Annotated in this window: 28 protein-coding genes; 18 read left to right on the forward strand and 10 right to left on the reverse strand. The window is 65.6% G+C overall.

Going from position 1 to position 26,313, the window contains the following annotated elements:
* The first annotated feature begins 8 nt into the window (after positions 1-8).
* The 9 genes from AO501_RS31285 to AO501_RS31320 all read left to right on the forward strand — a co-directional run bounded on the left by AO501_RS31285 (position 9) and on the right by AO501_RS31320 (position 8,251).
* Entirely contained in the window at positions 9-1,724 is a 1,716-nt protein-coding gene (locus tag AO501_RS31285) for a hypothetical protein (RefSeq protein WP_197419986.1), read from the forward strand.
* Positions 1,725-1,731: 7 nt separating this feature from the next.
* The gene (locus tag AO501_RS31290) at positions 1,732-2,583 is read left to right on the forward strand and encodes a hypothetical protein (RefSeq protein WP_055581455.1); all 852 of its coding nucleotides are present in this window, start codon (positions 1,732-1,734) and stop codon (positions 2,581-2,583) included.
* Complete coding sequence (locus AO501_RS31295) at positions 2,580-4,730, forward strand: hypothetical protein (protein WP_055581456.1); 2,151 nt, start codon at positions 2,580-2,582, stop codon at positions 4,728-4,730. The genes AO501_RS31290 and AO501_RS31295 overlap by 4 nt, the downstream gene beginning before the upstream one ends.
* 14 nt (positions 4,731-4,744) lie before the next feature.
* A complete protein-coding gene (locus AO501_RS31300; protein ID WP_055581457.1) occupies positions 4,745-5,260 on the forward strand; it encodes a hypothetical protein in 516 nt (171 codons plus the stop codon).
* Between the two features lie 200 nt (positions 5,261-5,460).
* Positions 5,461-5,589 (forward strand): hypothetical protein, encoded by a 129-nt coding sequence (locus AO501_RS40440; RefSeq protein WP_269435195.1) that lies wholly within the window; start codon positions 5,461-5,463, stop codon positions 5,587-5,589.
* Between the two features lie 95 nt (positions 5,590-5,684).
* Complete coding sequence (locus AO501_RS31305; RefSeq protein ID WP_231752672.1) at positions 5,685-7,064, forward strand: M15 family metallopeptidase; 1,380 nt, start codon at positions 5,685-5,687, stop codon at positions 7,062-7,064.
* The gene (locus AO501_RS38520; protein ID WP_055581458.1) at positions 7,061-7,495 is read left to right on the forward strand and encodes a hypothetical protein; all 435 of its coding nucleotides are present in this window, start codon (positions 7,061-7,063) and stop codon (positions 7,493-7,495) included. Before AO501_RS31305 ends, AO501_RS38520 begins: the two co-directional genes overlap by 4 nt.
* Positions 7,492-7,878: a DUF2746 domain-containing protein gene (locus AO501_RS38525; protein WP_055581459.1), complete on the forward strand. Its 387-nt coding sequence runs from the start codon at positions 7,492-7,494 to the stop codon at positions 7,876-7,878. The genes AO501_RS38520 and AO501_RS38525 overlap by 4 nt, the downstream gene beginning before the upstream one ends.
* A 13-nt stretch (positions 7,879-7,891) precedes the next feature.
* On the forward strand, positions 7,892-8,251 hold the full coding sequence (locus tag AO501_RS31320; RefSeq protein ID WP_055581460.1) for a DUF7427 family protein: 360 nt from the start codon (positions 7,892-7,894) through the stop codon (positions 8,249-8,251).
* An 82-nt stretch (positions 8,252-8,333) separates the two neighbouring features.
* On the opposite strand, the gene AO501_RS31325 is transcribed toward AO501_RS31320, so the two are convergent.
* Positions 8,334-8,921, reverse strand: a complete 588-nt coding sequence (locus tag AO501_RS31325; RefSeq protein WP_055581461.1) for a DUF732 domain-containing protein — start codon at positions 8,919-8,921, stop codon at positions 8,334-8,336.
* A gap of 63 nt (positions 8,922-8,984) precedes the next feature.
* Complete coding sequence (locus AO501_RS31330) at positions 8,985-9,776, reverse strand: tyrosine-type recombinase/integrase (RefSeq protein ID WP_231752673.1); 792 nt, start codon at positions 9,774-9,776, stop codon at positions 8,985-8,987.
* A 485-nt stretch (positions 9,777-10,261) separates the two neighbouring features.
* Between AO501_RS31330 and AO501_RS31335 the strand changes: the two genes are divergently transcribed.
* Positions 10,262-11,080 (forward strand): TIGR04255 family protein, encoded by an 819-nt coding sequence (locus AO501_RS31335; protein WP_055581462.1) that lies wholly within the window; start codon positions 10,262-10,264, stop codon positions 11,078-11,080.
* An 18-nt stretch (positions 11,081-11,098) separates the two neighbouring features.
* On the opposite strand, the gene AO501_RS31340 is transcribed toward AO501_RS31335, so the two are convergent.
* Positions 11,099-12,004, reverse strand: a complete 906-nt coding sequence (locus tag AO501_RS31340) for an SAM-dependent methyltransferase (RefSeq protein ID WP_055581463.1) — start codon at positions 12,002-12,004, stop codon at positions 11,099-11,101.
* 84 nt (positions 12,005-12,088) lie between these two features.
* Here AO501_RS31340 and AO501_RS31345 point away from each other — a divergent pair, with 84 nt between their 5' ends.
* Genes AO501_RS31345 through AO501_RS31355 form a run of 3 tightly spaced genes read left to right on the forward strand, consistent with a single transcriptional unit; the run spans position 12,089 to position 13,249 of the window.
* Positions 12,089-12,598, forward strand: coding sequence for a nucleoside deaminase (locus tag AO501_RS31345; RefSeq protein ID WP_055581464.1), 510 nt, complete (start codon positions 12,089-12,091; stop codon positions 12,596-12,598).
* A 49-nt stretch (positions 12,599-12,647) separates the two neighbouring features.
* Positions 12,648-13,016: an ArsR/SmtB family transcription factor gene (locus AO501_RS31350; protein ID WP_055581465.1), complete on the forward strand. Its 369-nt coding sequence runs from the start codon at positions 12,648-12,650 to the stop codon at positions 13,014-13,016.
* Between the two features lie 35 nt (positions 13,017-13,051).
* Complete coding sequence (locus AO501_RS31355; protein WP_055581466.1) at positions 13,052-13,249, forward strand: hypothetical protein; 198 nt, start codon at positions 13,052-13,054, stop codon at positions 13,247-13,249.
* 4 nt (positions 13,250-13,253) lie between these two features.
* Here the strand turns inward: AO501_RS31355 and AO501_RS31360 are convergent, their stop codons facing one another.
* Positions 13,254-14,285, reverse strand: a complete 1,032-nt coding sequence (locus AO501_RS31360) for an oxygenase MpaB family protein (protein ID WP_055581467.1) — start codon at positions 14,283-14,285, stop codon at positions 13,254-13,256.
* 66 nt (positions 14,286-14,351) lie between these two features.
* Here AO501_RS31360 and AO501_RS31365 point away from each other — a divergent pair, with 66 nt between their 5' ends.
* From AO501_RS31365 to phoU, 5 genes are all read left to right on the forward strand, one after another.
* Positions 14,352-14,984 carry a TetR/AcrR family transcriptional regulator gene (locus tag AO501_RS31365; protein WP_055581468.1) on the forward strand — a complete coding sequence of 211 codons (633 nt, stop codon included), beginning with the start codon at positions 14,352-14,354 and terminating at the stop codon, positions 14,982-14,984.
* 146 nt (positions 14,985-15,130) lie between these two features.
* The gene (locus tag AO501_RS31370; RefSeq protein ID WP_055581469.1) at positions 15,131-16,153 is read left to right on the forward strand and encodes an acyl-ACP desaturase; all 1,023 of its coding nucleotides are present in this window, start codon (positions 15,131-15,133) and stop codon (positions 16,151-16,153) included.
* 6 nt (positions 16,154-16,159) lie between these two features.
* Positions 16,160-17,293: a tRNA dihydrouridine synthase DusB gene (dusB, locus tag AO501_RS31375; protein ID WP_055581470.1), complete on the forward strand. Its 1,134-nt coding sequence runs from the start codon at positions 16,160-16,162 to the stop codon at positions 17,291-17,293.
* A 194-nt stretch (positions 17,294-17,487) separates the two neighbouring features.
* Complete coding sequence (locus AO501_RS31380; RefSeq protein WP_055581471.1) at positions 17,488-19,614, forward strand: LCP family protein; 2,127 nt, start codon at positions 17,488-17,490, stop codon at positions 19,612-19,614.
* A gap of 70 nt (positions 19,615-19,684) precedes the next feature.
* Positions 19,685-20,353 (forward strand): phosphate signaling complex protein PhoU, encoded by a 669-nt coding sequence (phoU, locus tag AO501_RS31385; protein WP_055581472.1) that lies wholly within the window; start codon positions 19,685-19,687, stop codon positions 20,351-20,353.
* Positions 20,354-20,482: 129 nt separating this feature from the next.
* Here the strand turns inward: phoU and pstB are convergent, their stop codons facing one another.
* From pstB to AO501_RS31415, 6 genes are read right to left on the reverse strand one after another with little or no spacing between them, the layout of a single operon-like run.
* Complete coding sequence (gene pstB / locus AO501_RS31390; RefSeq protein ID WP_055581473.1) at positions 20,483-21,259, reverse strand: phosphate ABC transporter ATP-binding protein PstB; 777 nt, start codon at positions 21,257-21,259, stop codon at positions 20,483-20,485.
* A gap of 16 nt (positions 21,260-21,275) precedes the next feature.
* A complete protein-coding gene (gene pstA, locus AO501_RS31395; RefSeq protein ID WP_055581474.1) occupies positions 21,276-22,190 on the reverse strand; it encodes a phosphate ABC transporter permease PstA in 915 nt (304 codons plus the stop codon).
* On the reverse strand, positions 22,187-23,227 hold the full coding sequence (gene pstC / locus AO501_RS31400; RefSeq protein WP_055581475.1) for a phosphate ABC transporter permease subunit PstC: 1,041 nt from the start codon (positions 23,225-23,227) through the stop codon (positions 22,187-22,189). Before pstC ends, pstA begins: the two co-directional genes overlap by 4 nt.
* A gap of 37 nt (positions 23,228-23,264) precedes the next feature.
* Positions 23,265-24,386, reverse strand: coding sequence for a phosphate ABC transporter substrate-binding protein PstS (gene pstS, locus AO501_RS31405; RefSeq protein ID WP_055581476.1), 1,122 nt, complete (start codon positions 24,384-24,386; stop codon positions 23,265-23,267).
* Positions 24,387-24,443: 57 nt separating this feature from the next.
* Complete coding sequence (gene mshD, locus AO501_RS31410; RefSeq protein ID WP_055581477.1) at positions 24,444-25,349, reverse strand: mycothiol synthase; 906 nt, start codon at positions 25,347-25,349, stop codon at positions 24,444-24,446.
* Positions 25,346-26,116, reverse strand: coding sequence for a winged helix-turn-helix transcriptional regulator (locus tag AO501_RS31415; RefSeq protein WP_156452888.1), 771 nt, complete (start codon positions 26,114-26,116; stop codon positions 25,346-25,348). The genes mshD and AO501_RS31415 overlap by 4 nt, the downstream gene beginning before the upstream one ends.
* Positions 26,117-26,313: the final 197 nt, after the last annotated feature.

The raw sequence follows: 26,313 nt of genomic DNA on the forward strand, positions 1-26,313 counted from the left end.
GCTGCCCGGTGAGCATCGAGCCCGGCGAACTCGCGCGCCTGAACGAGCTGCTCAAGTACGGCAGCCTCGCCCAGCGCGCGGATGCCGCTGACCGTCTGGCGCAGATCTACACCGAGATCCCGATCGAATTCCGGTTCTACGTCAACGACCGACTCTGGACGCGGATCGGCCAGGTCGGCGGGGACCTCATGGAGGGCTCTGGGCTGGACCCGCGCAACAACGTCCCGACCGCGACGCTGAAGGTCAAGGGCCAATCGGATCTGATCGAGACGTTCATGGCCTGCAAGACCACCATGATCGGCATCGAGGCCGAGGTTGGTGGGCTGACGTTCGCTTTCTACGTCAAGCGGCACGGCTACAAGTACGAAAAGGGCGCGTACACTTCGACTCTCGAAATCCGCGGCATCTGGGACATTCTGAACTTCTACCAGATCTGGCCGGTGTGGTGGATGCCGCTGATATTCCAGCCGTTCTCGCACGCGATCTTCATTGGCCCACTGGTCACCGTGATCGAGAACATGATCTCGGAGTGCGCGCTGCGAATCCAGTCGGGCCTTTGGGAATTCGTTAACAACGTCACCTCGCTCAACCCGGATATGCGCGCGTGGTTCGGCACGCTGCTGCAGTCCAACGGGAACATCTTCACGATGTTGAAAACGCCCCTGTATGTGGTCAGGACTAACCCGTTCTTCGACTCAAGTCCGTTGTACGCCAGGACCGTTCGCATGCAGTCATGCGGCGCGGTGATCACCGACATCACCCGTCCCTATGGCGTGGACGTGCGGGTGGACCTGTGGCGGCCGGGGATGCCGCAGCCGGACCCGTGGGCCAACCTGACGCAGCCGACGTACGTCGTGACGGTCAAGGACCGCAGCCAGGTCGAGGGGCCGACGAAAACGATTTTGGATTCGGTGCTGCGCACGGCGGTCGACGTGCAGGGCTCGGTGCTGGGCAATCTGCTTGCGCCGCTGCTGGGTCCGGCGAATCCGTGGGCGCCACAGGGCGTGTTCACCGCGCCCGCCATCGGCCTGAACTTCGTGCGTCCCCTGGTGGTGGTGGTGGCACCACGCCCGGGCGCCCCAGACCCCCGAAGCCCGCTCATCTCGTGTGAGATCTTCGATCACACGCCGATGGGCTGGCAGCACATCATCGGCGGAAAGAGCCCCCGGTGGCTGAATTCCCTTATCAACGCAGCCCTTTCGTGGCTGATCGACAGCATCATGATTCTGGTCGGCATCTCCGGCATTCCCGGCGATCTGCTTTCCGGCCTGCTCAACGACAGCATCATGGCGTTTCAGTTGGTCCAGTTATACAGCCGCAGAAGCGATGTCGGCCCGTACCACCCCGCCGTCGAGGTGTTCACGCCCACCAATTCGGCCCCGTACAACATTGAGACATTCTTCGCGTTCATCAACGCCACATGGGATAGCCGGGGATACACCTCGGCACAGGTGATCATCCGCCACGGGTCGGTCATCGCCTACGGCCGCGATGTCGCACGCGGCGGCCTGATGTCGCTGATCTACAGCAGTCCCACTGGGCCGCAACGGATCTTCACCGACTACATCGAGCAGGTATTCTGGAAGATCAGCCCGACCGAGCGGGATCTGTTCATCCAGATCGGTGACGGCAAGAGCGAAGAGGCACCGCTGGCCCGCTTCCAGCGCCTCATCACCGGACTGCAAGAAAGCGTCAACGTCGCCATGATTACCCCGAGTCAGTAGGAGCGCCATGCCCGTAGAACCGTGGCCGACCGTTGTTGTCGGCGAGAAGGAGTACTGGGAGGTCGACGGAAAGTTCCGTGTTGCCAAGGAGTCCGACCCGAACGCCCAGGTGCTCATCCTGATCGGCACGCCCAACGGCGGCATCGCCAACGTCGGCCCACTGGTCCAGGGCGACCCCGGCCAGCACGCGGAGATCGACGAGGAAATCGTCATCACCGACGTGCTCGAATACGAGGACGCCACACCAGATTCGATGTCGTGGACGATCCTCACGCCACCCACCGAGGACACCCCCGGCGTCTACCAACTGAACACGACCTACCGCAAAGGCCCCAAGGGCGACGACGGCGATACGGTGCTGGACCCCGAGGACTACGCCGAAACCCCGGTGGCTGGGCAGATTCTCGCGGTCAAGGGCGACCTGAGCGCGTTCGAGCTGGTCTCACCCAAGCCCATCACCCGCCACGTCCCGGCGACGATCAGCAGTGTTCCCTCGGGCAACGCGAACTACACGATGGCCACGATCTCCATCGACGCCAAGACCCACGACTACCGGCCCCTCGTGTTCGCACACACGATCCGCGTCGGCACGGGCGCAGACGTCGCTGTTGACCTCGTGTGCCGAATGGGTGGGGCGACCGACGGCGACATCGTGGCGCGCTGCATCGGCCTGCCCGGTGTCACCGACCGGCTGACGATCGTCTCCGCGCTGGCTGCCGGCAGCGGCGACAGCTTCGACAAGGTCACCGCGGGCAACGTGAAGAATTTCCACCTGCGCACCGAACGCTCCACGGGCGCGGACACCTACACGGCCAGTAACACCGTGACGTTCTTCCAGATCTGGGCAGTGCCCGTATGACCCAGCCGCCAGACTGGTGGTCGCAGCTCACGCCGGGGATTCACAACGCGCCCCCGCGCGTCCCGGCGCCGGACCCGGTTGCGTTCACCTGGCAGCAGCTACAGCAGATCGTCTCCGGCCTGGTCAACGAGTTCTTGCGCCAGGTCGCTGTTGCGCTCGGGGCCATCGAGATCTTCGGGTTCAAGCCGTACGAGGCGCTGGTGGAGATCGGCGAGAACATCGCGGCGGCCAAAGCCAACTTCGATGCGCTGCTGTCCGGGCTGTCGGTGGGCGACATCGGCGGCGTGCTGGGCTATTTCGGCAACCTCGGTGTGACGGGCCTGTACAACGCCGCGGCAGGCTTCGGCAACCTCTCCACTTCCCTGCTCAAGAACCTCACGCCGACCGGCGGCGACATCGGCCAGTTCGACGCCTCCGCGCTCACCGGCGCAATCAACACCGCGCTCACGTTCAGCGGCACGGCGCTGTCCACCCTCCTGCAGTACCTCAACTCCGCAGGCCAGTTCTCGGCCGCCCAACTCACCGGCGCACTCAACGGTGCCGTAACACTCGGCGGCACAACGCTGTCCACGCTGGTGACGAACATCAACAGCTCCGGGCAGATCCTGGCCGCCGGCATCACGGGCGCGCTCGGCACCGGGCTCACAGTCGGCGGCGTGACGCTGTCGACGCTGTTCACGAACATCAACTCGTCCGGCCAGCTACTCGGCGCGGGCATCACGGGCGCAATCAACACCGCAGCCACGGTCGGCGGGACCCAGCTCGGAACCTTGGCGACCAACTGGAATGCCGCTGTCACCAACGTGAATTCGTTGATCGCGGGCGTTTCCGGCGCGTCGACTGCTGCCGATGTCGCCACGAACATCAACCTGGCTGCTACCAACATCGCCCAGATAGGAACTGCAGCACAGAATGCCGCAGCCGGCATCGTCGGCTCGCTGAATACCGCTGCGACACAGGTGCAGACGGCTTTCTCAGGACTCCTCAACGGCTTGTTCGGTGGCCTGACGGGGCAACCATCCCCCGCCAACTACTCACAGGCACAAGTCGATGCAGCGGCTGAAGCTGTCATCACCAACAACGTGGGTAACGCAGCCACCTTTGTGGGTGTGCAGAATGCCGAAGCTGCCAAGGCCAACTTGATGAGCGTCAAGTTCAACTTCGGTGACTACGGATCGGCTGCCCTCCCCGGCAGCTTCACCCTGAGTAACGACAACGCCTACTACGCCGGCACAAGCGGCAGCATCGAGATTGTCGATGGTCGTGCTGTTTACAAGAAGAGCGGCACCGGCACCAGTCAGAAGATTGCCCGGTACAACGTCGCACCAACCACCACGGATTACCAGGAGATCTCTTGGGTGCACACGGGGGATCAGGATAGTAGCCCGTCGCTGGTGGCGATATACGCCCGGATGAACTCGGCGGCAACCTCTTACCTGAAGTTCGAGCTCAACAACGGTGACACACTCAGCATAATCGCCGTGGTAGCTGGAACTCCGACCAACGAGGGCTCATTCAGTTTCGGCTTGAGGCCGGGAGCTAAGTACACCATCAAGTGTGGTGACCTGGCACAGGCCCGAGACATCTTCCTGTACGAGAACGATGTCCTCGTGCGAAGTGTCGGTACGTCCGTTGCCCACCAGGTCGAGGCGTCCTACCGCTACGCAGGATTCGGGTTCAGTGGGGTCAATACCGGTACGCAGCCGCACAACTTCGGTATCAATGTGTTCAGCATCGCGGATCAGGTCTTCAAGCCGGGACCTGCCGCAGCGGCTTATGTTTCGACAAGCCAGACAACCACTTCCACGAGTTTCACCGATCTGTCGACGGCGGGCCCGGCGGTGACCACCACCATCGGCTCTAGCGGAATGGCGCTGGTGACGGTGAGTGCCAACCTGCAGAACAACACACAGGCCAGCAGAAGCTACATGGGGTTCGCGGTGTCAGGTGCATCTACCCAAGCCGCCGCAGACTCCTACTCCATCGCAATTGGCATCGCCGCGAGCGTTGCCAACATGGGCCACTTCGCTGGGTCATTTCTGGTGACCGGCCTCGCCCCGGGATCGAACACCTTCACGGCCAAGTATCGGGTGAGCGCCACGACAGGCACTTTCGCAGACCGCCGGATCGCGGTCATCCCCCTCTAAGGAGAGACAGAGACATGACAGTAATCAGCGTCACGCGCATCGAGCCGGCGACGTACGTCGGAATCGAGGTCACTGCAACGTCTCTCGCGGACATCATCTCGCTGGGCCGTGCACTCAAGGACTACAACTACCGTTTTGAGCTGGACTGCGCCGCAGAGTTCGACGGCATCGGGCGGCTCACAATCCGACGGGCAGACTTCGCCGACCAGCACGCCTACGACGGCGACTGGCTGAAGGTGTCAAACGCCTACTTCGCCAAGGACGAGAACACCGGCCTGGTCAAGGAGTGGTACGTCTCGTCCACGACCAGCGTCACCCTCTACGGCGGTGGACCGGCGCAGCCGTTCAACCGGGAAGACTTCGCCGCCGAGTTCGCCGAAGTCGCGGCCCCGAAGGTGCCAGAGAAGTATCTGCGGCCGAAGGTGGAACCGCCTGTCGAGGTTGAGGTCCCGGCCGAAATCGAGACACCTGTCGAGGCCCCGCAGGGTGCCGACTCACTGCTGGCCGGAGATGCACTACCCGCCAAGTGAGGCCCGCTGCCGCCTCTGCCGCCCCCACCGCCATACCCGCCGCAGACACGCGGGACTTTCACTCCTGCACGCCATCACCCAACTGGCCCGCCGATGATCACCGTCCCTCCGTGGGCCACCGCAGCAGCGGCCGCGCTCGCGCTGGCCGGGATCGTCGCAGTCTGTAAATGGTTGGGCGACAACATGAAAGAAGGACACAAATGAAAGCCAAGATCGCGAAGTTCCTACTCGTCCAGGTCATCCGATACCTGCGTGACCACCCCACGTTGATCCCCGGTGAGGTGGATGACTGGCTGGTCAAGCAGATCGCCAACGCACTCGGGGTCTAGCCGTGGTTCAGGTCGGCGTTGAAAGCGAGAACGGTTGGCGGCCAGCGCGCGCCACGCCGGACCTCACCGAGTGGATAACCGTCCCTGGCACCAACGTGCGCCTTCAATTCATGAAGGGCTGGCCGCTGCAGATCCTGCGGGCGTGGGCCGCCGACTACAACGCCTTCATCGAGCCGCTACGTGACCCCGACTCCGCGGCCTGGACACCAACCAACTCCGTCGCCACCAGCAACCACCTCAACGGCACCGCGTGTGACTTGAACTGGAACACTCACCCGTTCCGGGTCCGCGGCACGTTCACCGCGTCTCAGATGGCAACCCTACGGCAGATGCTCGACTTCTACGAGGGCACCGTGTTCTGGGCCGGCGACTGGAACGACCCCATCGACGAGATGCACCACCAGATGGGTTATGGCACCTGGAACAACCCGAAGACGGGCGACTTCGTCAAGCGCAAGATTCGCGCCGACGGGTACAGCACGTTCCGCCGCGGCGCTGTCCCGCCGTCCGACCCCGATGCCGGCGGCGGACGCCCTCTCCCGCGCGATGAGAGCGCGGCGGACGCCCTCTCCCGCGCGATGGGTGCGCGACTGTCCCTAGACCGCTACCGGCAACTACTCCCGGCCGTCTCCGCATCCCTCACCGCCTGCGAGTGCACCACCGTCGACCGGATCGCCATGTGGTGCGCGCAGATCGGGCATGAGTCCGGCGGCCTCTACTACACCGAGGAGATAGCCAGTGGAGCTGCATACGAAGGACGAGCCGACCTCGGTAACACCCAACCCGGCGACGGCGTCCGATTCAAAGGCCGCTCGTGGATTCAGATCACGGGGCGCAGCAACTACACACAACTATCCAAGTGGGCCAACAGCAAGGGGCTGGTGCCCTCGGCTACCTATTTTGTGGACAACCCAGCAGCCCTAGCCTCCGACGAGTACGCCGGACTCGGCGCCGCCTGGTACTGGGTTGTCGCCCGCCCCGACATCAACGCACTGGCCGACCGCGGCGACCTGGAAACCGTCACCCGCCGCATCAACGGCGGCACCAACGGGCTGGCCGACCGCCGCGACAGATACAACCGCGCCCTCGCTTTGGGCGAGCAGCTCCTGACCTTGATAGGTGGTGACGATTTGTCCGCAGAAGCCGAACGCATGATCCGCGAACTGTGGGAAACCTACGTGGACCGCAGGTACCCGTCGCAGTCCATCTACGCCACCCCCGGCGAGGGTCCGCGCTGGAAGATCTGGGAGCAGATACGCAACCTCGACGGCATGGAGCACCCGCGCTATGTCGAGGACGCCGCGCGCCTGGGCGACTTCCGCGAGCTGGCCCGCATCGCACTCGTCGCCACCGGCCGCGGCGCTACGACCGACCCGTACGTCGTTGCTCGAGCGCGCCAGTTCATGACCGAACTCGAGCGCGACAACCCCGACATGCTCAAAGCCTTCATCGCAGCGAACGGAGCCCCCCAGTGAAGTTCAACGTCCCCATGCCCGTGCGGTTCGTCTTGGCGTTCCTCGGGCCCGCGCTGGCCGCCGGTGCCGGAGAGAGCGGCGACTGGGCCACCCTGTCCACCGGCCAGCTCGTCTCCATGCTGCTCGCCGGCGTGATGGGCGCAGGTGCGCTGCTGGCGCCGTCCGGCAAGACCACGCCGAACGACAAGGCCGTCGCCTCCGTGCAGGACGTGGTGACCAAGACCGCCGAAGCCCACGAGAAGCTGACCACGCAGGCAGTGGAGTCCATCGAGCGCGTCAAGGCCGCCGTCGGCGACCTCGGCACGCTACTGCCGGTGCCCGCGATCACGAACGTGCTCAACCAGGTCCCGCAAGAGGCGTGGCGCCAACCGCTCGGCCCGCTCGCACAGCAGGCGATGGAGATAGCGCAGGGCCTCGGCGGTCCCCGGTGATCGCCCTCGCCGAGTCCGTCTCCCAGGCCGTCAACACCTGGCCCGCCGTCGCCCTAGCCGTCGTCGGTGTCGTCGGTGGGTGGGGGACGCTGATCATCAAGGTCTGGGCAGAGGGGCGTAAGATCGCGGCCACCGGTGACGCCGTGGACAAGATCAAAGAACAGGTCACGAACGGCGGGTCGAACCTGGCCAAGACTGTAGGCGAGGTCAAAGAGATGCTCACCGCCCAACAGTCGGGCATCGGCGGCATCCGCTCCGACATCGGCGGAATCCGTGAGGACATCGGCGGAATCCGCGGTGAGATCCGCCAAGAGCGTGAGTCCCGCGTCGATCTGGCCCGCACGCTGGACGACCGCCTCAAGCGCCTCGAACGTCCGAACTGACCCACCCGGCCCCGTGAACACCGCCCAGCGCCAGATGCTGGCCATGCTGGCAGACCTGATCGCCTACGAGGCTGAGCACCTACGCGATGGCATGCTGATCACCGACGAGTGCCGCCGCCTCACCGCGCGGTGGCCGGTCGCCGGACGCGCCGTGATCCTGGCCGCCGGTGTCGTGGTCGTCGGGCACCTGGCCGATGTCGTGCCGTACCGCTACGACCTGCTGGCGCAGAAGTTCTGGGCGGCGCGGCGTCTACCCCGCACTAGACAATCGTGGCAACCCCGCACTAGACGAAACCAGGGTGAAAACATAACCGGATTTCATACCGGCACAGCCCTGACCTGCACCGCCGCGGCAACTGGGGTGAAAAATTAACCCCGCCGGAACTACACCGTCCCCGCCTGACCTCCCCTGCTCCGAGGTCAGGCGGGGGCGGTTTTAGCGTTTCTCAGGGGGATCACTCCGGATTCCACTGCCACGGGCAGAACGACTGCACTGCTTCCCGTACGAACGTGGCACTCTGCTCATAAGTCCACGGGATTGAGCGTTGCGATATTCCGATCAAATCAGCCACCGACATCGGATGCGCGCGATCCGACATCGCATTACACATGCTGTACGCCGAGATGATCGCGGCGTCGTCCCCCCCATAGAAGGGGAGTCCAGCCGCGTGAATCTTATCGAGGAACGCCTGGTCAACGCGCGCTCTTGGGCGCCTGGTGGTTGATCCGACGATGGGCGGCGGTGCGGCAGTCGGCGATGTGGTGGCCAAGGCGCTTTGTGTGACCGTCACGGTCTTAGGTGCAGAAATGGACGGCGCCACCTGGTGTCCGACCACAAACGCCCCGGCCGCTACTGCGCCGACCGCAACGACGACCAGTAGCCAGCGGAGCGAGCGCGGCAGAGGCTTGCGCACCTTTGGCTCCGGAGGGTCCGCATCAGACCATGCAAGTTCAGCGGCCTGTGTCGGCGCCAGGTCCGGCACAACGGCCGTCTCAACCTCGCCACCTCGCACGGCGGTGTCATCATCGACCGACTCGGCCATGCAGGCATGGTAGACCCGTCAGGCGACCGCCGGGTAGGGCTCAGGTCAAGTTGCGATGATCAGCTAGGCGGCGCTGTCTCGGTCGGTGGCGCGGAGTCGGTTGGCGGGGCTCAGCTGCGGCCGCAATGCGCGGAACAGGTCCAGCGTCGCGATGGCCTCTTGCCTGCGCTCGTTGGACACTTTCGTGTAGACCTGCGTCGTCGCGAGTGACTTGTGTCGCATCAGCTCTTGCACCACTCGGATGTCGATCCCGTTTTCCAGCAATGCCGTGGCGTACCAATGCCGCAGGCTGTGCGGGGTGCCACGGATGCCGGCGCGTCGCATTGTGCGGCCGATGATGTCTGAGACCGACTTGGACAACACGTGCTCGCCTTCATGGCCTCGCATCGGGAACCACCATCCGTTCGCGGGCATTTCGGAGGCCATCTCAATCAGCGCCGGATGCAGCGGCACCGATCGCAACTTGCGCCCCTTGCCTTTGACCCAAAGTAGCCGGGCATTCAGGTCGACATCCTCGCCGCGCACCTTGGCTATCTCGTGGACCCGCAGTCCGGCGAGCAGTGCCAGGATGATCATGCGGCGCGTCGACGACCACATTCGTGTTCGCAGCAGCGTGACCACATCGGCGTCGGATATCGGGCGCGGCTCGCGGTCTGGGGTGCGCGGTGTGCCGACCTTGACCATGGGGTTGTCGGCGCGCCGGTCTGTGATCTGCAGCCATTTGAACCACGCCGCGAGGTAGCTGGTGTAGGTGCACGCCGTGGCGTCCGACCAGTCCTCGTGGTCGGCCATCCAGTCCACAATTCCGTGCGCGTCGATGTCTATCGGCTGAGTGCCCGTCTCGGCGTGCAGCATCTGGACAACTCGCAGTCGCTCATCAATTGTTCGGCGCGAAAGACGTTGAGCGACTTGCCAAACCCGCCATTCGCTAAGCCCGGTCGTCGTTGTCATCGGCATATCTTGCAGCAGCCATGTTTGCTGATGCGAGAACGGAGCGGTCACGATGCGACTTCGCTCACGTCTCGCGCCGCTGGTGTAAAGGAAGGCGGTACGGAATCCACGTTGGATACATCCGAAAGTATGGGATAGCTGGCGTGAGACCTATTCCGGTATGCAAGACATGCCCACCTTCACGCGGCAGTCTTACGGACGGGGAAGGGTGTGACTGGCGGTCGTTTAATCCGCAGGTCGTAGGTTCGAGTCCTACTGGGGGCACCGCGCCGGCCTCAGGCCGCCCTCAAATGGCTGTGACCTGGCACGCCAGGCACCCACAGCCGCAAAGATCGGACGAGATCGGACGCTCCGGGTGATTGCCGTCACGCTTCGTTAAGCTCGCGGCTATGCTTCCGGACGTGAATCCCGCTGAGGTACAACCCAACGCCCCCGTAGCCCTGGTGACGCTGGAGATCCGTCACCCGGCAACAGACTCTCTCACCGAGACGGCAAGCCGCGAGCTCAAGCATCTGCTGCTCAACGACCTGCCCATCGAACGCCAGGCCCAGGATGTCCAGTGGGGCATGACCGCCCCCGGCCAGCCGCCCCAACCGGTCGCGGACCGCTTCGTGCGCTACTCCAACCGCGAGAACACCACCGCCGCTTCGCTCAAGAACCAGGCGATCGTCGTCGAGACCAGCGCATACAGCAACTTCGACACCTTCCTGGAAATCGCCATGCGGGTGGTCGACGCGCGTTCGGCGGTCTCGTCGATCGTGGGCATCGAGCGCATCGGCCTGCGCTACGTCCTGGAGATCCGGGTCCCCGCCGGTGTCGACGGCCGGATCGAATGGACCAACTGGATCGACGAGAGCCTGCTCGGCCCCCAGCGTCTGGCTCCGGGCGGGCTGACCCTGACCGAATGGCAGGGGGCCGCCGTCTACCGTGAGGCCCAGCCGGGTAAGTCACTCATCGTGCGTTACGGACCGGGCGTCGGTCAGGCACTCGACCCGAGCTACCACCTGCGTCGCGTCACGCCCCCGCAGACCGGTCAGTTCTTCCTGATGGACATCGACAGCTTCTGGACCCCGCCCACCGGCGCTATCCCGGAGTACAACCGCGATGCCCTGCTCTCGACGTACCGGGATCTCTACGCCCCGGCACAGACGGTGTTCCAGGACATGCTCACCAGCCGGCTGAAGGACGAACTGCTCCGCAGCCAGTAAAGCGGGCCAGCAGGGCCGCTATGGCTGGTACACCGCGCTGGTGTACGTGATGTCGGCAAATGCTTCCGCCAGCTCGTCGTCCGGGTAGTCGAACCCGTTGGCCGCGTGCAGTTCGGCGGTGGTGCGAGGCGTGGTCTGCCAACCGGTACCGGTCAGATGGTCCAGGAGGTGGCTGCGCTCGGCGTGGTAGACGAGGTCGTTGAAGTCGAGTTCGAACCCGAGCGCAGCCATCTTTTCGTGATGGGCGCGCCAGCGCTCGTCCTGGAAGATCCGGGTGTCCGGGACGAACTCGAACGCAAGCCGGCTGCCGGGCGCGCTCAGCGCGGTGATGTTGTCGAACAGCGCATCCTGGGCGTCGTCCGGCAGATACACCAGCAGGCCCTCGGCACTCCACGCCGACGGGGCGGCAGCGTCCAACCCGGCCGCCCGCAGAGCGGAAGCCCAGTCGTCACGCAGGTCGATGGCGACGGTCCGGCGCTCGGCGGTGGGCTCGGCGCCCAGTTCGCTCAGCGTCAGCGTCTTGAACTCGATCACCTCCGGCATGTCGACCTCGTAGACGACGGTGCCGGCCGGCCACGGCAGGCGGTAGGCGCGCGCGTCCAGGCCCGACGCCAAGATGACCACCTGCGTGACGCCGCCGCGGGTGGCGTCCAGGAAGAACTCGTCGTAGAACCTGGTCCGGCACGCCATGCCCCGGGCCATGCGCTGCGGATCGAACTCGGAGTCGTCGTCAACGGGAATCTGACCGTTCACCAGGCGGGTGTAGACGTCGATGCCCACCGCGCGCACCAGCGGTGCCGCGAAGGGGTCGTCAATCAGCGCGTATTCAGGGTCGGAAGCCAGCGCCCGCTGGGCGGCGACCATGGTTGCCGTCGCACCGACACTCGTCGCAAGGTCCCAGCGATCCCGATCAGTACGCACCATTGCACTCCCTCGACTTCAGAAATATAGATAACCTAGTTACTATCACAGAACCGCCAATGATTCTGCGCGGCTACTCTGCCGGGTGTGACCGACTTCGCACAGCGAACCATCGACCTCGCCCGTCAGAACGTCGCCGAAGGCGGGCGCCCGTTCGCGACGGTCATCGTCCGGAACGGCGAGATTCTCGCTGAAAGCGCCAACAAGGTGGCGCAGACCGGCGATCCCACCGCTCACGCGGAGATCCTGGCGATCCGCGAGGCGTGCACCAAGCTGGGCACCGAGCATCTGGTCGGCACCACCATCTACGTCTTGGCCCACCCCTGCCCGATGTGCCTGGGTTCGCTCTACTACTGCTCCCCCGATGAGGTCGTCTTCCTGACGTCACGCGACGCCTACGAGCCGCATTACGTCGACGACCGCAAGTACTTCGAGCTCGCCACTTTCTACGACGAGTTCGCCAAGGACTGGCGGGACCGCCGCCTGCCGATGCGCGAGGAAACCCGTCCCGCGATCAGAACCGCGGCGGTGGACGTCTACCGGGCCTGGCAGGAGCGCAACGGCGGGGAGCGCCGGGCGACTGACGTTCCCGGCTGACCCCGACTCACCTTGACACCGCGCCGGTGACTTAACCTATTATCTACGTATGCACGCAGATAATAGAGCTGGCCGGTTGCCGGACGACCAGGTCGGCCTGGTGGTCGAGGTGTTCCGGATGCTGGCCGACGCCACCCGCGTGCAGGTGTTGTGGTCACTGGCCAAGCACGAGATGTCGGTCAACGAACTCGCCGAACACGTGGGCAAACCCGCCGCCTCGGTCTCTCAACACCTGGCGAAGCTGCGCATGGCTCGCCTGGTGCGCACCCGGCGCGACGGCACCACGATCTTCTACAGCCTGGAGAACGACCACGTGCGCCAGCTCGTCATCGACGCCGTCTACAACGCCGAACACGCCGGGCCCGGCGTTCCCGGTCACCATCGGGGCGACAGCGCGGTGAAGGCAATCAAAAGCTAGTCACCACAACAATTTTCACGATAAGGAGAAGCAAAATGTCCCAGCACACCCATGATGAAGCACACGCCCACGAACACCAGCACGGGGACGTGCACCACAGCCACGCCCACACCACTCACGAGCATGAGCATGTCGCGCACGAGCACGCACATTCACACAGCGACGGCACCGAACACACTCACGAGCACGTGCACCAGTCCGGCCTCGAAGAGGTGCACAGCCACACGCACTGAGCGCTCAGACCTGCGGGCAGTAATGCTTGGGATCGCCCCGCTCATCCAGGGGCGGCAGGTTCCGGGCAGGCGTCTGCGGCAGCGGTGCGTCGGCCGGGATGCGCCCGGATGCGCGGTCGAGGCCGGCACGGGCCCGCGGGTGCTTCCGGTACCGGGGAGGCACGAACGCGAAGATCGCCCGCACCACGCTGCCGAAGCGCCGGTGCAGCCACTCGTCGCGGCCTGACCATCGATAACCCAACCGCTCCCGGACGGCCGGGTGATACAGGCCCACGGTCAACCACAGAAAGAACGGCGCGGACAGCTTGGTCATGGCCGACCACAGCCAGTCCGGAAGCCACGGCGCGATCGGCGGCTTGCCGTAATTGGTCAGATCGAGGACCACCCGGGTCGCGAAATTATCCTCTAAAACGTTGCGGCACATGTGGTCCCAGTAGGCCTGGAACTCTTCCCAGGACTTCGGCACCGGCCGCATGCTCATCCCGTACATCCGGTACCACTGGACGTGTTCGTCGAACAGCTGCCGCTTCTCCGCTTCGGTCAGACCGCCACAGAACCACTCCGCCACGTGCAGCGTCCCGACGAAGAAAGTCGAGTGAGCCCAGTAGAAGACGTCAGGGTTCAGCGCGTGGTAGCGCCTACCCTGGTCGTCGACGCCCTTGATGTCGATGTGGTAGTCGCGCACCTCGGCCCCCGTGGTCGGGGCCCGGTCACCGTCGAAGACCACCCCGCCGATCGGGTACAGCGACCGCATCACCCGGGGCAGCGGCTCGCGGAGGAATGTCGAGTGATCCTTTACCGCGGCGCCCAGCTGAGGGTGCATGTTCTGCATGGATCCCGCGAACGGCCCCTGCAGCATGCCGCGCCAGTCGCCGAAGTATTTCCAGGTCAGCGAGTCCGGACCCAGCGGCTGCGGCGGTGCCTCGTAGCCCAGCGGCGATACCGGGCAACCGACGGCCAGATCGGCCGGCCGGTCAGCGGGGGCAGCCGGCTCGGCGCTGGTCACCGGGCAGGTCGCGGACGTATCTTGAGTCACTGGTGTCATTCCTCAACTGTCGGAAATCTGACTACGCGCGTTGTCAGAATCAATTCTAGGAGCGAAGTGCAGGCGGGTCAACGACGGGGCCGCTGGTCAGGCGTCCCCCTGGAGGACCGCCACGCGTTGCGCCGTAACACGCTTATAGCGGCCGGCGTCGAATTGCTCGGAGGCGAAGGCGGCCCCGCACTCACGGTGCGCGCCGCCTGCCGCCAGGCCAACCTGACCGAGCGGTACTTCTACGAAAGCTTCGACGATCGCGAGCATTTCGTTCGCGCGGTTTACGACGATGTCTGCACCCGGGCGATGGCGACGCTGACGTCAGCGAAAACTCCCAGAGAGGCCGTCGAGCAGTTCGTGGCGCTGATGGTCGACGACCCGGTCCGCGGGCGGGTGTTGCTGCTGGCTCCCGCCGTCGAGCCGGTACTGACCCGCTCCGGGGCCGAGTGGATGCCCAACTTCATCGATCTGCTGCAGCGCAAGCTCTCGCGCATAGTCGACCCGGTGACCCAGAAACTGGTCGCGACCAGCTTGGTCGGCGCGTTGACCGCGCTGTTCACCGCCTACCTGAACGATCAACTGGGCGCCACCCGCCAGCAGTTCATCGACTACTGCGTCAACATGTTGCTCGGCACCGCCGCCACCTACGTTGAACAGGGCTCGGCCGAAATCACCGTCGCGTCGCTGCCGCACGATTAGCCGCCGCAGCCCCCGGGCACCCTTTCCGAGGTAGCCGATCAACCTTGACCGCACCGTGATGCGCCACACCGGCGGCAAACTTGATGCTACTGATAGGCACAGATAACATTGACTGCAACCAACAGACACAGATAACTGGAGTTGCCATGTCAGGCGAGCTGACCAATCTGCAGCTGCTACAGGAACTCGAGCCGATGGTCGAGAAGTACCTGAACCGGCACGAGAGCATGCACAAAGACTGGAACCCGCACGACTACATCCCGTGGTCGGACGGGAAGAACTTTTATGCGCTGGGCGGCCAGGATTGGGAGCCCGGACAGTCCAAGCTGTCCGACATCGCCCAGGTGGCGATGGTGCAGAACCTGATGACCGAGGACAACCTGCCGTCCTACCACCGCGAGATCACCATGAACTTCGGGCTGGACGGCGCCTGGGGCCAGTGGGTCAACCGCTGGACCGCCGAGGAGAACCGGCACGGGATCGCGCTGCGCGACTACCTGGTGGTGACCCGCGCCGTCGACCCCTACGAGCTGGAGAAGCTGCGCGTGGAGGTGGTGAACCGCGGCTTCAGCCCGGGCCAGAACCACCAGGTGCGCGACGACCTGTTCGCCGAGAGCCTGTTCGACTCGGTCATCTACGTGACTTTCCAGGAGCTGGCCACCCGGATCTCGCACCGCAACACCGGCAAGGCCTGCGACGAACCGATTGCCGACCAGATGCTGGCCAAGATCTCGGCGGACGAGAACCTGCACATGATCTTCTACCGCGACGTCAGCGAAGCCGGGTTCGAGATCGCACCCAACCAGGCGATGAAGTCGCTGCACAAGATCCTGCGCAACTTCCAGATGCCCGGATACCAGGTGCCGGAGTTCCGCCGCAAAGCAGTGCTCATCGCCGTCGGCGGCGTCTACGACCCCCGGATCCACCTCGATGACGTCGTCATGCCGGTACTGAAGAAGTGGCGCATTTTCGAGCGCGAGGACTTCACCGGCGAGGCCGCGGCTCTGCGCGACGACCTGGGCGTGCTGGTCAAGGAGCTCGAGGCGTCCTGCGACAAGTTCGAGCAGTCCAAGCAACGCCAGCTGGACCGGGAAGTTCGCACCGGCAAGAAGACCACCGCGTTCGAGCTGCACCAGACCGCGGGCAAGCTGACGCTGAGCGGGCGGTAGCGCCCATTGCGCATCGGCACGATCGAGCTCGCCAGCCCCGTCGTGCTGGCACCCATGGCCGGTGTGACGAACGTCGCATTCCGGTCGCTGTGCCGTGAGCTGGAGCTGTCGAAGGTAGGTACGGTCAGCGGACTGTATGTCTGCGAGATGGTGACCGCGCGCGCGCTTGTCGAGCGGCACCCGGTCACCATGCACATGACGACGTTCGCGCCGGACGAATCGCCGCGCTCGCTGCAGCTCTACACGGTTGACCCGGACACCACCTTCGCGGCGGCCAAGATGATCGCCGACGAGGGACTGGCCGACCACATCGACATGAACTTCGGCTGCCCGGTTCCCAAGGTGACCAAGCGCGGCGGCGGAGCGGCGTTGCCCTACAAGCGGCGGCTGTTCGGCCAGATCGTCGCCGCCGCGGTGCGCGCCACCGCCGGCACCGACATCCCGGTGACCGTCAAGTTCCGCATCGGCATCGACGACGACCACCACACGCACCTGGACGCCGGCCGCATCGCCGAGTCCGAGGGCGCCGCGGCCGTCGCGCTGCACGCCCGAACCGCCGCGCAGCGCTATTCCGGCACCGCCGACTGGGATCAGATCGCCCTGCTCAAGCAACAGGTGCGCACTATTCCGGTGCTGGGCAACGGCGACATTTACGACGCCAGCGACGCGCTCGCCATGATGGCCGCCACGGGATGCGATGGCGTGGTCATCGGCCGCGGCTGCCTGGGCCGGCCCTGGCTGTTCGCCGAACTGTCGGCCGCGTTCACCGGGATACCGGCCCCGGAGCCGCCCGCCCTCGGCGAGGTGACCGACATCATCCGGCGGCACGGCGCGCTGCTGGCCGCCCATTTCGGTGAAGACAAGGGCATGCGCGACATCCGCAAGCACGTCGCCTGGTACCTGCACAGCTTCCCCGCAGGATCCGACCTGAGGCGCGCATTAGCGCTGGTCAAGACACTTGACGAACTCGACGAGCTGCTCGACCGCCTGGACCGTGACGTGCCGTTCCCGGAGGCCGGCAACGGCCCGCGCGGCCGCCAGGGTTCGCCGGCGCGGGTGGCTCTGCCCGACGGCTGGCTCAGCGATCCCGACGACTGCCGGGTGCCCGAGGGCGCCGACGTCATGCACTCCGGCGGCTGATCCGCAAGCCGCGGTGGCTGAACCGAGACACTCTCGAAATCGCGTCTCAGCCGAGAAATCAGTACGATATGAGCCTTAATGCAATTCCGCGGCGCCGAGTTCGGCGGTGCTGCGTCTACGTGTGCGCGTTGTGCCCGAAAAACCACCCCATCGGTGGGGACGTCCGCATAGTGACATTCGGAGGCCGGTAGGACATGAGTGACGGCGAGAAAGACGCCACTCCTGACCATCGGCGCGCGCGGAGCGCCGGGGATGCTGCTGACTTCCTTACCGCAAACGCGCAGGCATTGCCAGGCGCCGCGCCGTGGGAGCGCTTCACGGCGACGTCGGCCGATGACGAACTGAGTCGTTGGTCCGCCGGTTCCGTCACTAAAGCCGAGACTCCCGCCGAACCTGAGGACGGCCAGCCGGGCAGCCACAACGACGGGGTCCTGAGCGTCGCGGACCTGATCGCAAAACTCGGTGCCACCCTTCCGGAGCGCCCCACTCACCATCACGTGGCCGACGAACCAGAGGTGGACGACGAGCCGGAACCCGCCGAAGAACGCGAGCGCGACGACCTGCTCGACACCCAGGTGATCCCCACTCCGGCGTACTCCCTGCAGTTGCTCTCCGAAATCCCCGACCTGGGGGCGGCCAACTACCCGGAGGATTCCGGAGCAGACGAGAAGGCCTCGCGCCGGAAGCGGCGCCGCGCCACCGCACCGGCCAACGTCTCGACCACCCCGAAGCGAAAGTCCCACCGGCGGCCGATCCTGATCGCGGGCCGCTCCCTGGTCGCGGTCGTCGCGCTGCTGTCGCTGGTGCTCACCGGCGGCGCGTGGCACTGGAGTTCGTCGAAGAACAACCAGCTGAACACCGTCAGCGCCCTGGACCCCGGGTCCGCCGACATCGTCGACCCCAACGCGCAGTACGGCGACGAGAACTTCCTGATCGTCGGCATGGACTCGCGCCTGGGGGCCAATGCCAACGTGGGGGCCGGTGATACCGAGGACGCCGGCGGCGCCCGTTCGGACACGGTGATGCTGGTCAACATCCCCGCCGACCGCAAGCGTGTGGTCGCGGTGTCGTTCCCCCGTGACCTGGCGATCACTCCCATCCAGTGCGAGGCGTGGAATCCCGAGGACGGCAAGTACGGACCTATCTACGACCCGAAGACCGGCAAGACCGGTCCCCGGATGGTCTACACCGAGACCAAGCTGAACTCCGCGTTCTCCTTCGGCGGCCCCAAGTGCCTGGTGAAGGTGATCCAGAAGTTGTCCGGTTTGAGCGTCAACCGGTTCATCGCCATCGACTTCGTCGGATTCGGTCGCATGGTCGAGGCGCTCGGCGGGGTCGAGGTGTGCAGCACCACGCCGCTGAAGGACTACGAACTGGGCACGGTGCTCGCCCATGCCGGACGCCAGGTCATCGACGGCCCCACCGCGCTGAACTACGTGCGCGCCCGGCAGGTCACCACTGAGAGCAACGGCGACTACGGCCGCATCAAGCGGCAGCAGCTGTTCCTGTCCTCGCTGCTGCGGACGATGATCTCCGAGGACACGTTGATGAACCTCAACAAGCTCAACAACGTCGTCAACATGTTCATCGGCAACAGCTACGTCGACAACGTCAAGACCAGAGACCTGGTCGAACTCGGCCGCTCCCTGCAACACATGGCGGCCGGGCACGTCACGTTCGTCACCGTGCCCACGGGCATCACCGACCAGGACGGCAACGAGCCGCCACGGACCGCGGACATGAAAGCGCTGTTCACCGCGATCATCAACGACGATCCGCTGCCCAAGGAAAACGATCAGAACGCACAGAGTCTGGGCACCTCGCAGACGTCCGGGTCGGGCACCAGCCCCACCAAGAAGCCGCCGCAACCTCAGTCCCAGCCGGCCCCGGCCAATGACACGCACCGCGAGCAGGTGACGACGACCTCCCCGCAGGAGGTCACGGTCCAGGTGTCCAACGGCACCGGCACCGAGGGCCTGGCGGCGACCGCCGCGAGCCAACTCAAGCGCAACGGTTTCAACGTGATGACTCCGGACGACTATCCGAATTCACTGAAGACGACGACGGTGTTCTTCTCACCCGGCAATGAACAGGCCGCCGCCACAGTGGCCGCGGCGTTCGGTAACTCGAAGGTCGAGCGGGTGACCGGGATCGGCTCGGTAGTCCAGGTGGTGCTCGGGCCGGACTTCAGCGCGGTGAGCTCGCCCCCGCCCAGCGGTTCCTCGGTGAGCATGCAGGTCAGCCGGAACACCAGCAGCACGCCGACCAGGCTGCCCGAGGATCTGACGGTCACCAATGCGGCAGACACCACCTGCGAATAGCGCGACAACGTTTGTGAACAGCACGTGCCGCTGCACGCCATCGGCTATGTGCAGAACGTAGGCTTTACACATGAGAACCGCCTACCATGAGCAGCTCGCGGAATTATCCGAGCGACTCGGCGAGATGTGCGGGCTGGCCGGGATTGCGATGGAGCGGGCTACCCAAGCCTTGTTGCAGGCCGATCTGGTGCTGGCCGAGCAGGTCATCACCGACCACGAAAGAATATCGGCGCTCAGCGCGCAGGCGGAGGAGAGCGCCTTCGTCCTGCTGGCCCTGCAGGCGCCGGTAGCCGGTGATCTGAGGTCGATCGTCAGCGCAATTCAGATCGTCGCAGATATCGACCGGATGGGCGCCCTGGCGCTGCACGTCGCCAAGATCGCCCGCCGGCGCCATCCCCAGCATGCGCTGCCCGAGGAGGTCAACGGCTACTTCGCCGAAATGGGCAGCATCGCAGTCGAATTGGGCAACAGCGCGCAAGAGGTACTGCAAACCCGCGACCCGGAGAAGGCCGCCCGGATCCGCGAAGAAGACGACGCGATGGACGACCTGCACCGCCACCTGTTCAACGTGCTGATGGACCGGGAGTGGAAATACGGCGTAGCTGCCGCGGTGGACGTCACCCTGCTGGGTCGGTTCTACGAACGCTTCGCCGACCACGCCGTCGAGGTGGCCCGCCGGGTCATCTTCCAAGCCACGGGCAAATTCCCCGAGGGCGAGCCGAGCCCTACCTCGCACTGACGGGGCGGAGGAGGGCGGACGCGGTGTAACCGCCGAGCCTGCAAATCTGGCGGCTGCCACTCGAACTTTCGCTGCAAATCTGCAGCCTGGGCGCGCACGCGGCCCGCAACCCCCGCCGAGCGGGGACGCTTACCCGAATCGGCCGGAGATGTAGTCCTCGGTGGATTTCTGGCTGGGGTTGGAGAAGATCTTCTCCGTGTCGTCGATCTCGATCAACCGCCCCGGCTTGCCGACGGCCTCCAGGTTGAAGAACGCTGTCTGATCGCTCACGCGCGCCGCCTGTTGCATGTTGTGCGTGACGATGACGATGGTGTACTCCTGCTTCAGCTCGCTGATCAATTCCTCGATCGCCATCGTCGAAATGGGGTCCAGCGCCGAGCAGGGTTCGTCCATCAACAGCACGTCGGGTTGCACGGCGATGGCGCGGGCGATACACAACCGCTGCTGCTGACCACCGGAGAGGCCGCCGCCGGGCTTGTCCAGCCTGTCTTTGACCTCGTCCCACAAGTTCGCGCCGCGCAGCGAGTGCTCGGTGGTCTCGTCGAGCACCTTGCGGTTGCGTACGCCCTGCAACTTCAGACCGGCGACCACGTTGTCGCGAATCGACATGGCGGGGAAGGGGTTCGGCCGCTGGAACACCATGCCGATGGCCCGGCGTACGCCGACGGGATCGATGCGCGGGCCGTAGATGTCCTCATCGTCGAGGAGCACGCTGCCTTCCACCCTGCCCCCGGGGACCACCTCGTGCATGCGGTTGAGAGTGCGCAGCACCGTGGTCTTGCCGCAGCCGGATGGGCCGATGAAGGCAGTCACGCTGCGGGGCAGCACCGACAGGGTCACGTCGGCGACCGCATGAAACGACCCGTAATAGATGTTGACCTCTTTGAGGTCCAACCGTTTGGCCAACTGATGCAGCTCCTGGCTAAGTCTTCTTCGGGGCAAAGGCCTTCGCGACCATCCTGGCCCCGATATTGATGATTGCAATCAACAAGATCAGAGTAAGCGCGGCACCCCACATCCGCTCCGTGGGAACCGGGTCGGCACCGGCGCCGGCGGTCGTCTGGTCATACATCATGCCGGGCAACGACCCCATGAACCCACTGAACATGTCGAAGTTCATAGCGCGCGAATAGCCGACCAAAATCAGCAGCGGCGACGTCTCACCGAGCACCCGGGCCAGCGCCAGCAGAATCCCGGTGAGGATGCCGGACAGGCCGGTCGGAATCACCACTCTGGCGATGGTCTTCCACTTCGGTATCCCGAGCGCGTAACTGGCCTCCCGAAGGTCCACGGGCACTATCCGCAACATCTCCTCGGTCGCCCGCGCGATCACCGGAAGCATCATCAGGACCAACGCCAGCGACACCGCGAACTGGGAGCGTGGCAGACCCAGCGCCGCGACCCACACCGCGTAGATGAACAGTGCCGCGACGATCGAGGGCACTCCCGCGAGGATGTCCACCGTGAAGGTGACCAGCCGGGCCAACGCGCTGCGGCCGCCGTATTCGACCAGGTATATGCCCACCAATACACCGATCGGGATGGAGATCGCCGCGCACGCCAATCCCAGCAGCAGCGTGCCGACGATGGCGTGGTAGGCACCCCCACCGGAATTCAGAGCCGTCGTTCCCGCCTGCGAATGCGTCCACCACGTGCTCGACGCCAGCGCCCTGAACCCATTGACCGCCACCGAACAGAGCAACCAGAGCAGCGGCGCCAGAGCGACCAGCATCGCCAGCGTCACCAGGATGGTGGCGACGGTGTTGGCGATGCGACGACGCAGGCCGCGCCCGGCGAGCGTCCGCCATTTAAGCGGGCGGTCCAGCATCGAGGTCACGACCGCGGCCTTACGGCTCTGGTGCCGGCCACGGCCGCTCGGGCCAGCGCGTTCACCACGAACGTGAGCAGGAAGAGCACCAGCCCCGCGGCCAGGTAGGCCCCCGCCTTGTACTGATTGTCGAATTCGGGTGCGGCGGCGGCGATCTTGGTGGCGAAGGTGGACCCGCCGTCGAACAGCGACCAACCGAACGCCGTCTGCGTGCCGCGCAGGATGATCAGCAGAGCGACCGTCTCACCCAGGGCCTGACCCAACCCCAGGATCGACCCGCTGATGAATCCGGACCGCCCGAACGGCAATACCGTCGTCTTGACCACTTCCCAGCGGGTGGCACCCAGTGCGAGCGCGGCCTCGATCTCTTCCTGCGGGGTCTGGACGAACACTTCACGGGTGACCGCGGTGATGATCGGCAGGATCATTACCGCCAGGACGATTCCGGCGGTGAAGATGGTGCCGCCGCCGGCCGCCGATGCGTTACCGGTCGAGAACAGGAACAGCTGCCCGAGGTGGACGTTGAGCCAGACGGCCACCGGCCGCAACCGCGGCGCCAGCACGTACAGGCCCCAGACCCCGTAGATGATCGACGGCACCGCGGCCAGCAGGTCGACCGTGTACGACAGCGGCGCGGCCAGCCTGCGCGGCGCGTACTGGGTGAGATAGAGCGCCACACCCAGCGCCACCGGCATTGCCAGGGCCAGCGCGAACACCGAGACGAAGATCGTCACGTGCAGCTGTTCGAGAATTCCGAACCGCATCGCCGAAGGGTCGGTGGTGACCCAGTTGCCGCGGTAGGTGAAGAAGTTGACCTGATTTCGTGCCAGCGCCGGCATGGCATGCCACAGCAGGAACCCGCCGACGCCTGCGATCAGGGCCACGACCAATAAGCCCGCCCCCAGCGAGAGGCGGCGGAAAATCCGGTCCGCCAGCGGCGGCCGGCCATAGCCCCACGGGCTGATCGGAACCACCGGCGGCTCTGGGAAGGGCGCGGCGACGACTTCACCCGAACCCGCGTCGGCTGGGTTTGGCTGTCGGTCCATCAAGTCACTGTTGATCCCGTCGAAGTGCTCCGTGCGGTTACTGCAGTGCGTTGATCGCGGTGATCAGGCGCTCCTTGACCTTATCCGGCAACGGGACGTACCCGGCGGAGGTGAGCACGGCCTGGCCCTTGCCGACGGCAGTGGTGAGGAACGCCTTCACCGCGGCGGCCGTGTCCGGGTCGTAGCCCCGGGAGCACACGATCTCGTAGGTCGCCAGCACCAGCGGGTAGGCCGTCGGCTCCTGGATGGCGTACATCGAGCCCAGCTCCAGCACCAGATCGTTCCCGCCGGCCGCGAACGTAACGGCGTTGACGGCGTTGCGGGCGGTCTCCTCGGTCAGTGCGACGACGCCGTTGCCCGTGTCGATCTGCGCGAACGGCACCCGGGCGCGATCGGCGAAGCCCTTCTCGACGTATCCGATTGCCCCCGGAGTGGTCTGCACCGCCTCGACCACGCCGGCCGACCGGGGGGCGCCCTCGCCCACGCCGCCCTGGAACTCGGTTCCGACGCCCCGGGACCAGCTCTGCGGCGCCGCGGTGGTCAGGTACTTCTGGAAATTGTCGGTGGTTCCCGACGAGTCCTTGCGGTAGATCGGAGTGATCGTCGTTTTGGGCAGTGCCACACCGGGATTGAGCGCAACCAGCAGCGGGTCGTCCCAGCGCCGGATGCCGCCGCTGAAGATCTTGGCCAACGCGTCGGCGTCGACGGCCAGCTTGGGGACGCCCGGCAGGTTGTACACCAACGCGATCGGCCCGAACACCAGCGGCAGATCCCATGCCGAACTTCCGTTGCACCGCTGGGCAGCGGGGCCGATCTGGGAGGCGACCAGCGGCGAATCAGATCCGGCGAAGTCCACATGGCCGGCGATGAACTGCTCGCGTCCGGCGCCCGAGCCGGTGGGGTTGTACGCCACCGACTTCCCGGGACACAGCTGGCCCCACACCTGATTGAACAGCGCGATCGCGATCTGCTGGGCCGTCGAACCCTCAGCGGTCAGCGCGTTCTTACCACCGCACGAGCCCTCGCCGGACACCCTCGAGCTCTGCGTCAGGGCGCCGCGGTTGTCGTCGCTGCCGCAGGCGGTCACGGCCGCACCGCAGATGGTCAGCGCCACAGCCGTCGCTCGCAGCACGGACCGGGATTTCACCCACGGGGACATTGCCAGGTAGCGCGGAAACTATGCTTCGCCCCGCAAGAAAACATCCGCGGGAACGGCTCAGCCGGCGGCGTACGCGGTGTCGACGCTGTAGACGGCGAACCCCGTCTTCTCATAGGTGCGCACCGCGGCCGCATTGTCGGACTCCACGTAGAGCATCACGGTGGGGTCGGGCATCTCGGCCAGCCGCGCCGCCAGCGACACCAGGCCGATCGAGGTCAGCAACTGCCCCAGGCCGCTGCCCTGGGCCGACGGGTCGACGCCCACCACGTAGACCTCGCCCAGCCCGGCGGGGTCGGGGTGCACTTTGGTCCAGTGAAAGCCGAGCAGTCTGTCGTCGCGGTCGAACGCCAGGAACAGGCCGGCCGGATCGAACCAGGACTCCCCACGCCGCTCCTCGATCTCGCGTTCGGTCCAACCACCCTGTTCCGGATGGTAGGAGAACGCGGCGTTGTTGACCCGCAGCAGTTCGGCGTCGTCCGAAGGGCCCGCGTAGGTGCGGATCCGCACTTCACGCAGCCGCTCAGGTGTCAGGGGCTCGGCGATATCGCGCAGCGGACGCCGCATCTGCAGCAGTTCGCGCACCGTGACCAGGCCCAGCGCCGACGCGGTGGCGCGGGCGGGATCCAGCGTGCCGTGCGCCCAGAACCGGGTCTGACCGCCGGTCTTGGCGAGTGCCGCGCGCGCCAGTGCCGTGCCGACACCCCCGCGCCGGGCTTGCGGGTGCACCACCAGTTCCGACATGGCGCCGGCGTCGTCTCGGGGCGGGGTGAGGTTCAGATAACCCGTGACTCCGGCGCTGGGATCCCCGGCCACCAGGTGCTCGGTGCGGTCCTGTGACAATTCCCGCAGCACCTGCTCACCCACTGGCGCTACACCGTCGAATTCGGTTGCGGCCGTTACGAGCTCACGGACCTGACGCTGTTCATCGCGGGTGAGGGCCGGGCGCCATTGCGGCGCGGTCACTGACTGCGCAACGGGTCGGCCAGCGGGTCCATATCGGCGTCGGATTCGTCGTCGTCAGATTCGCGCTCGTCGGGCTCGGCGGCCTGGGCCCGGCCGCGCGCCGGCCGGACCGCTTTGTAGCCCACATTGCGCACCGTGCCGATCAGAGCCTCGTGCTCGGGGCCGAGCTTGGCGCGCAGCCGACGTACGTGCACGTCGACCGTGCGGGTGCCGCCGAAGAAGTCGTACCCCCACACCTCATGCAGCAGCTGGGCGCGGGTGAACACCCGGCCCGCGTGCTGGGCCAGGTACTTCAGCAACTCGAATTCCTTGTAGGTGAGGTCGAGCGGGCGACCACGCAGCCGGGCGGTGTAGGTGCCCTCGTCGATCACCAGCTCGCCCAGGCTCACCTTGCCGACGCTTTCCTGGTCGGCCAGACCACCCCGGCGGCCCACGACGAGCCGCAGCCGCGCGTCGATTTCGGCAGGCCCCGTACTGGGCAGCAGAATCTCGTCCAGGCCCCAGTCGGCGCTCACGGCCACCAGTCCGCCTTCACTCACCACCGCAAGCACAGGTGCGGACCGGCCCGCCGTGCTGAGCAAACGGCACAGACCGCGTGCTGCGGAGAGATCGTTTCGCGCGTCGACCAGCACGGCGTCGGCGTTACCGGCCTCCAATAAAGAGGACGCCTCCGGCGGCGCGGTCCGCACGCTGTGCGGCAGCAGGGACAACGAGGGTAGGACCGGGTCGGGATACAGCTCCGAGGTCAGCAGTAGTAGCTCCAACACGCCCCTCCAGCGTCGTGGGCAAGGCCTCCCAGATCATCGCGACATATGACGTTAGCGGCAAGATCATCTAACGATAACTTGCCGCGTGTTATTCGGCCTGGCGACGAGGCCTTCCGCGATGCAACGACCGCAAGCCGGACGATTAGCCGATGCCCCCGCCACCTGCGGGCGGGCGCTGCCGGCCGCAAGACCACTGT

Origin of the sequence: Mycobacterium gordonae (assembly GCF_001417955.2) — a bacterium.
Taxonomy (GTDB): domain Bacteria; phylum Actinomycetota; class Actinomycetes; order Mycobacteriales; family Mycobacteriaceae; genus Mycobacterium; species Mycobacterium gordonae_B.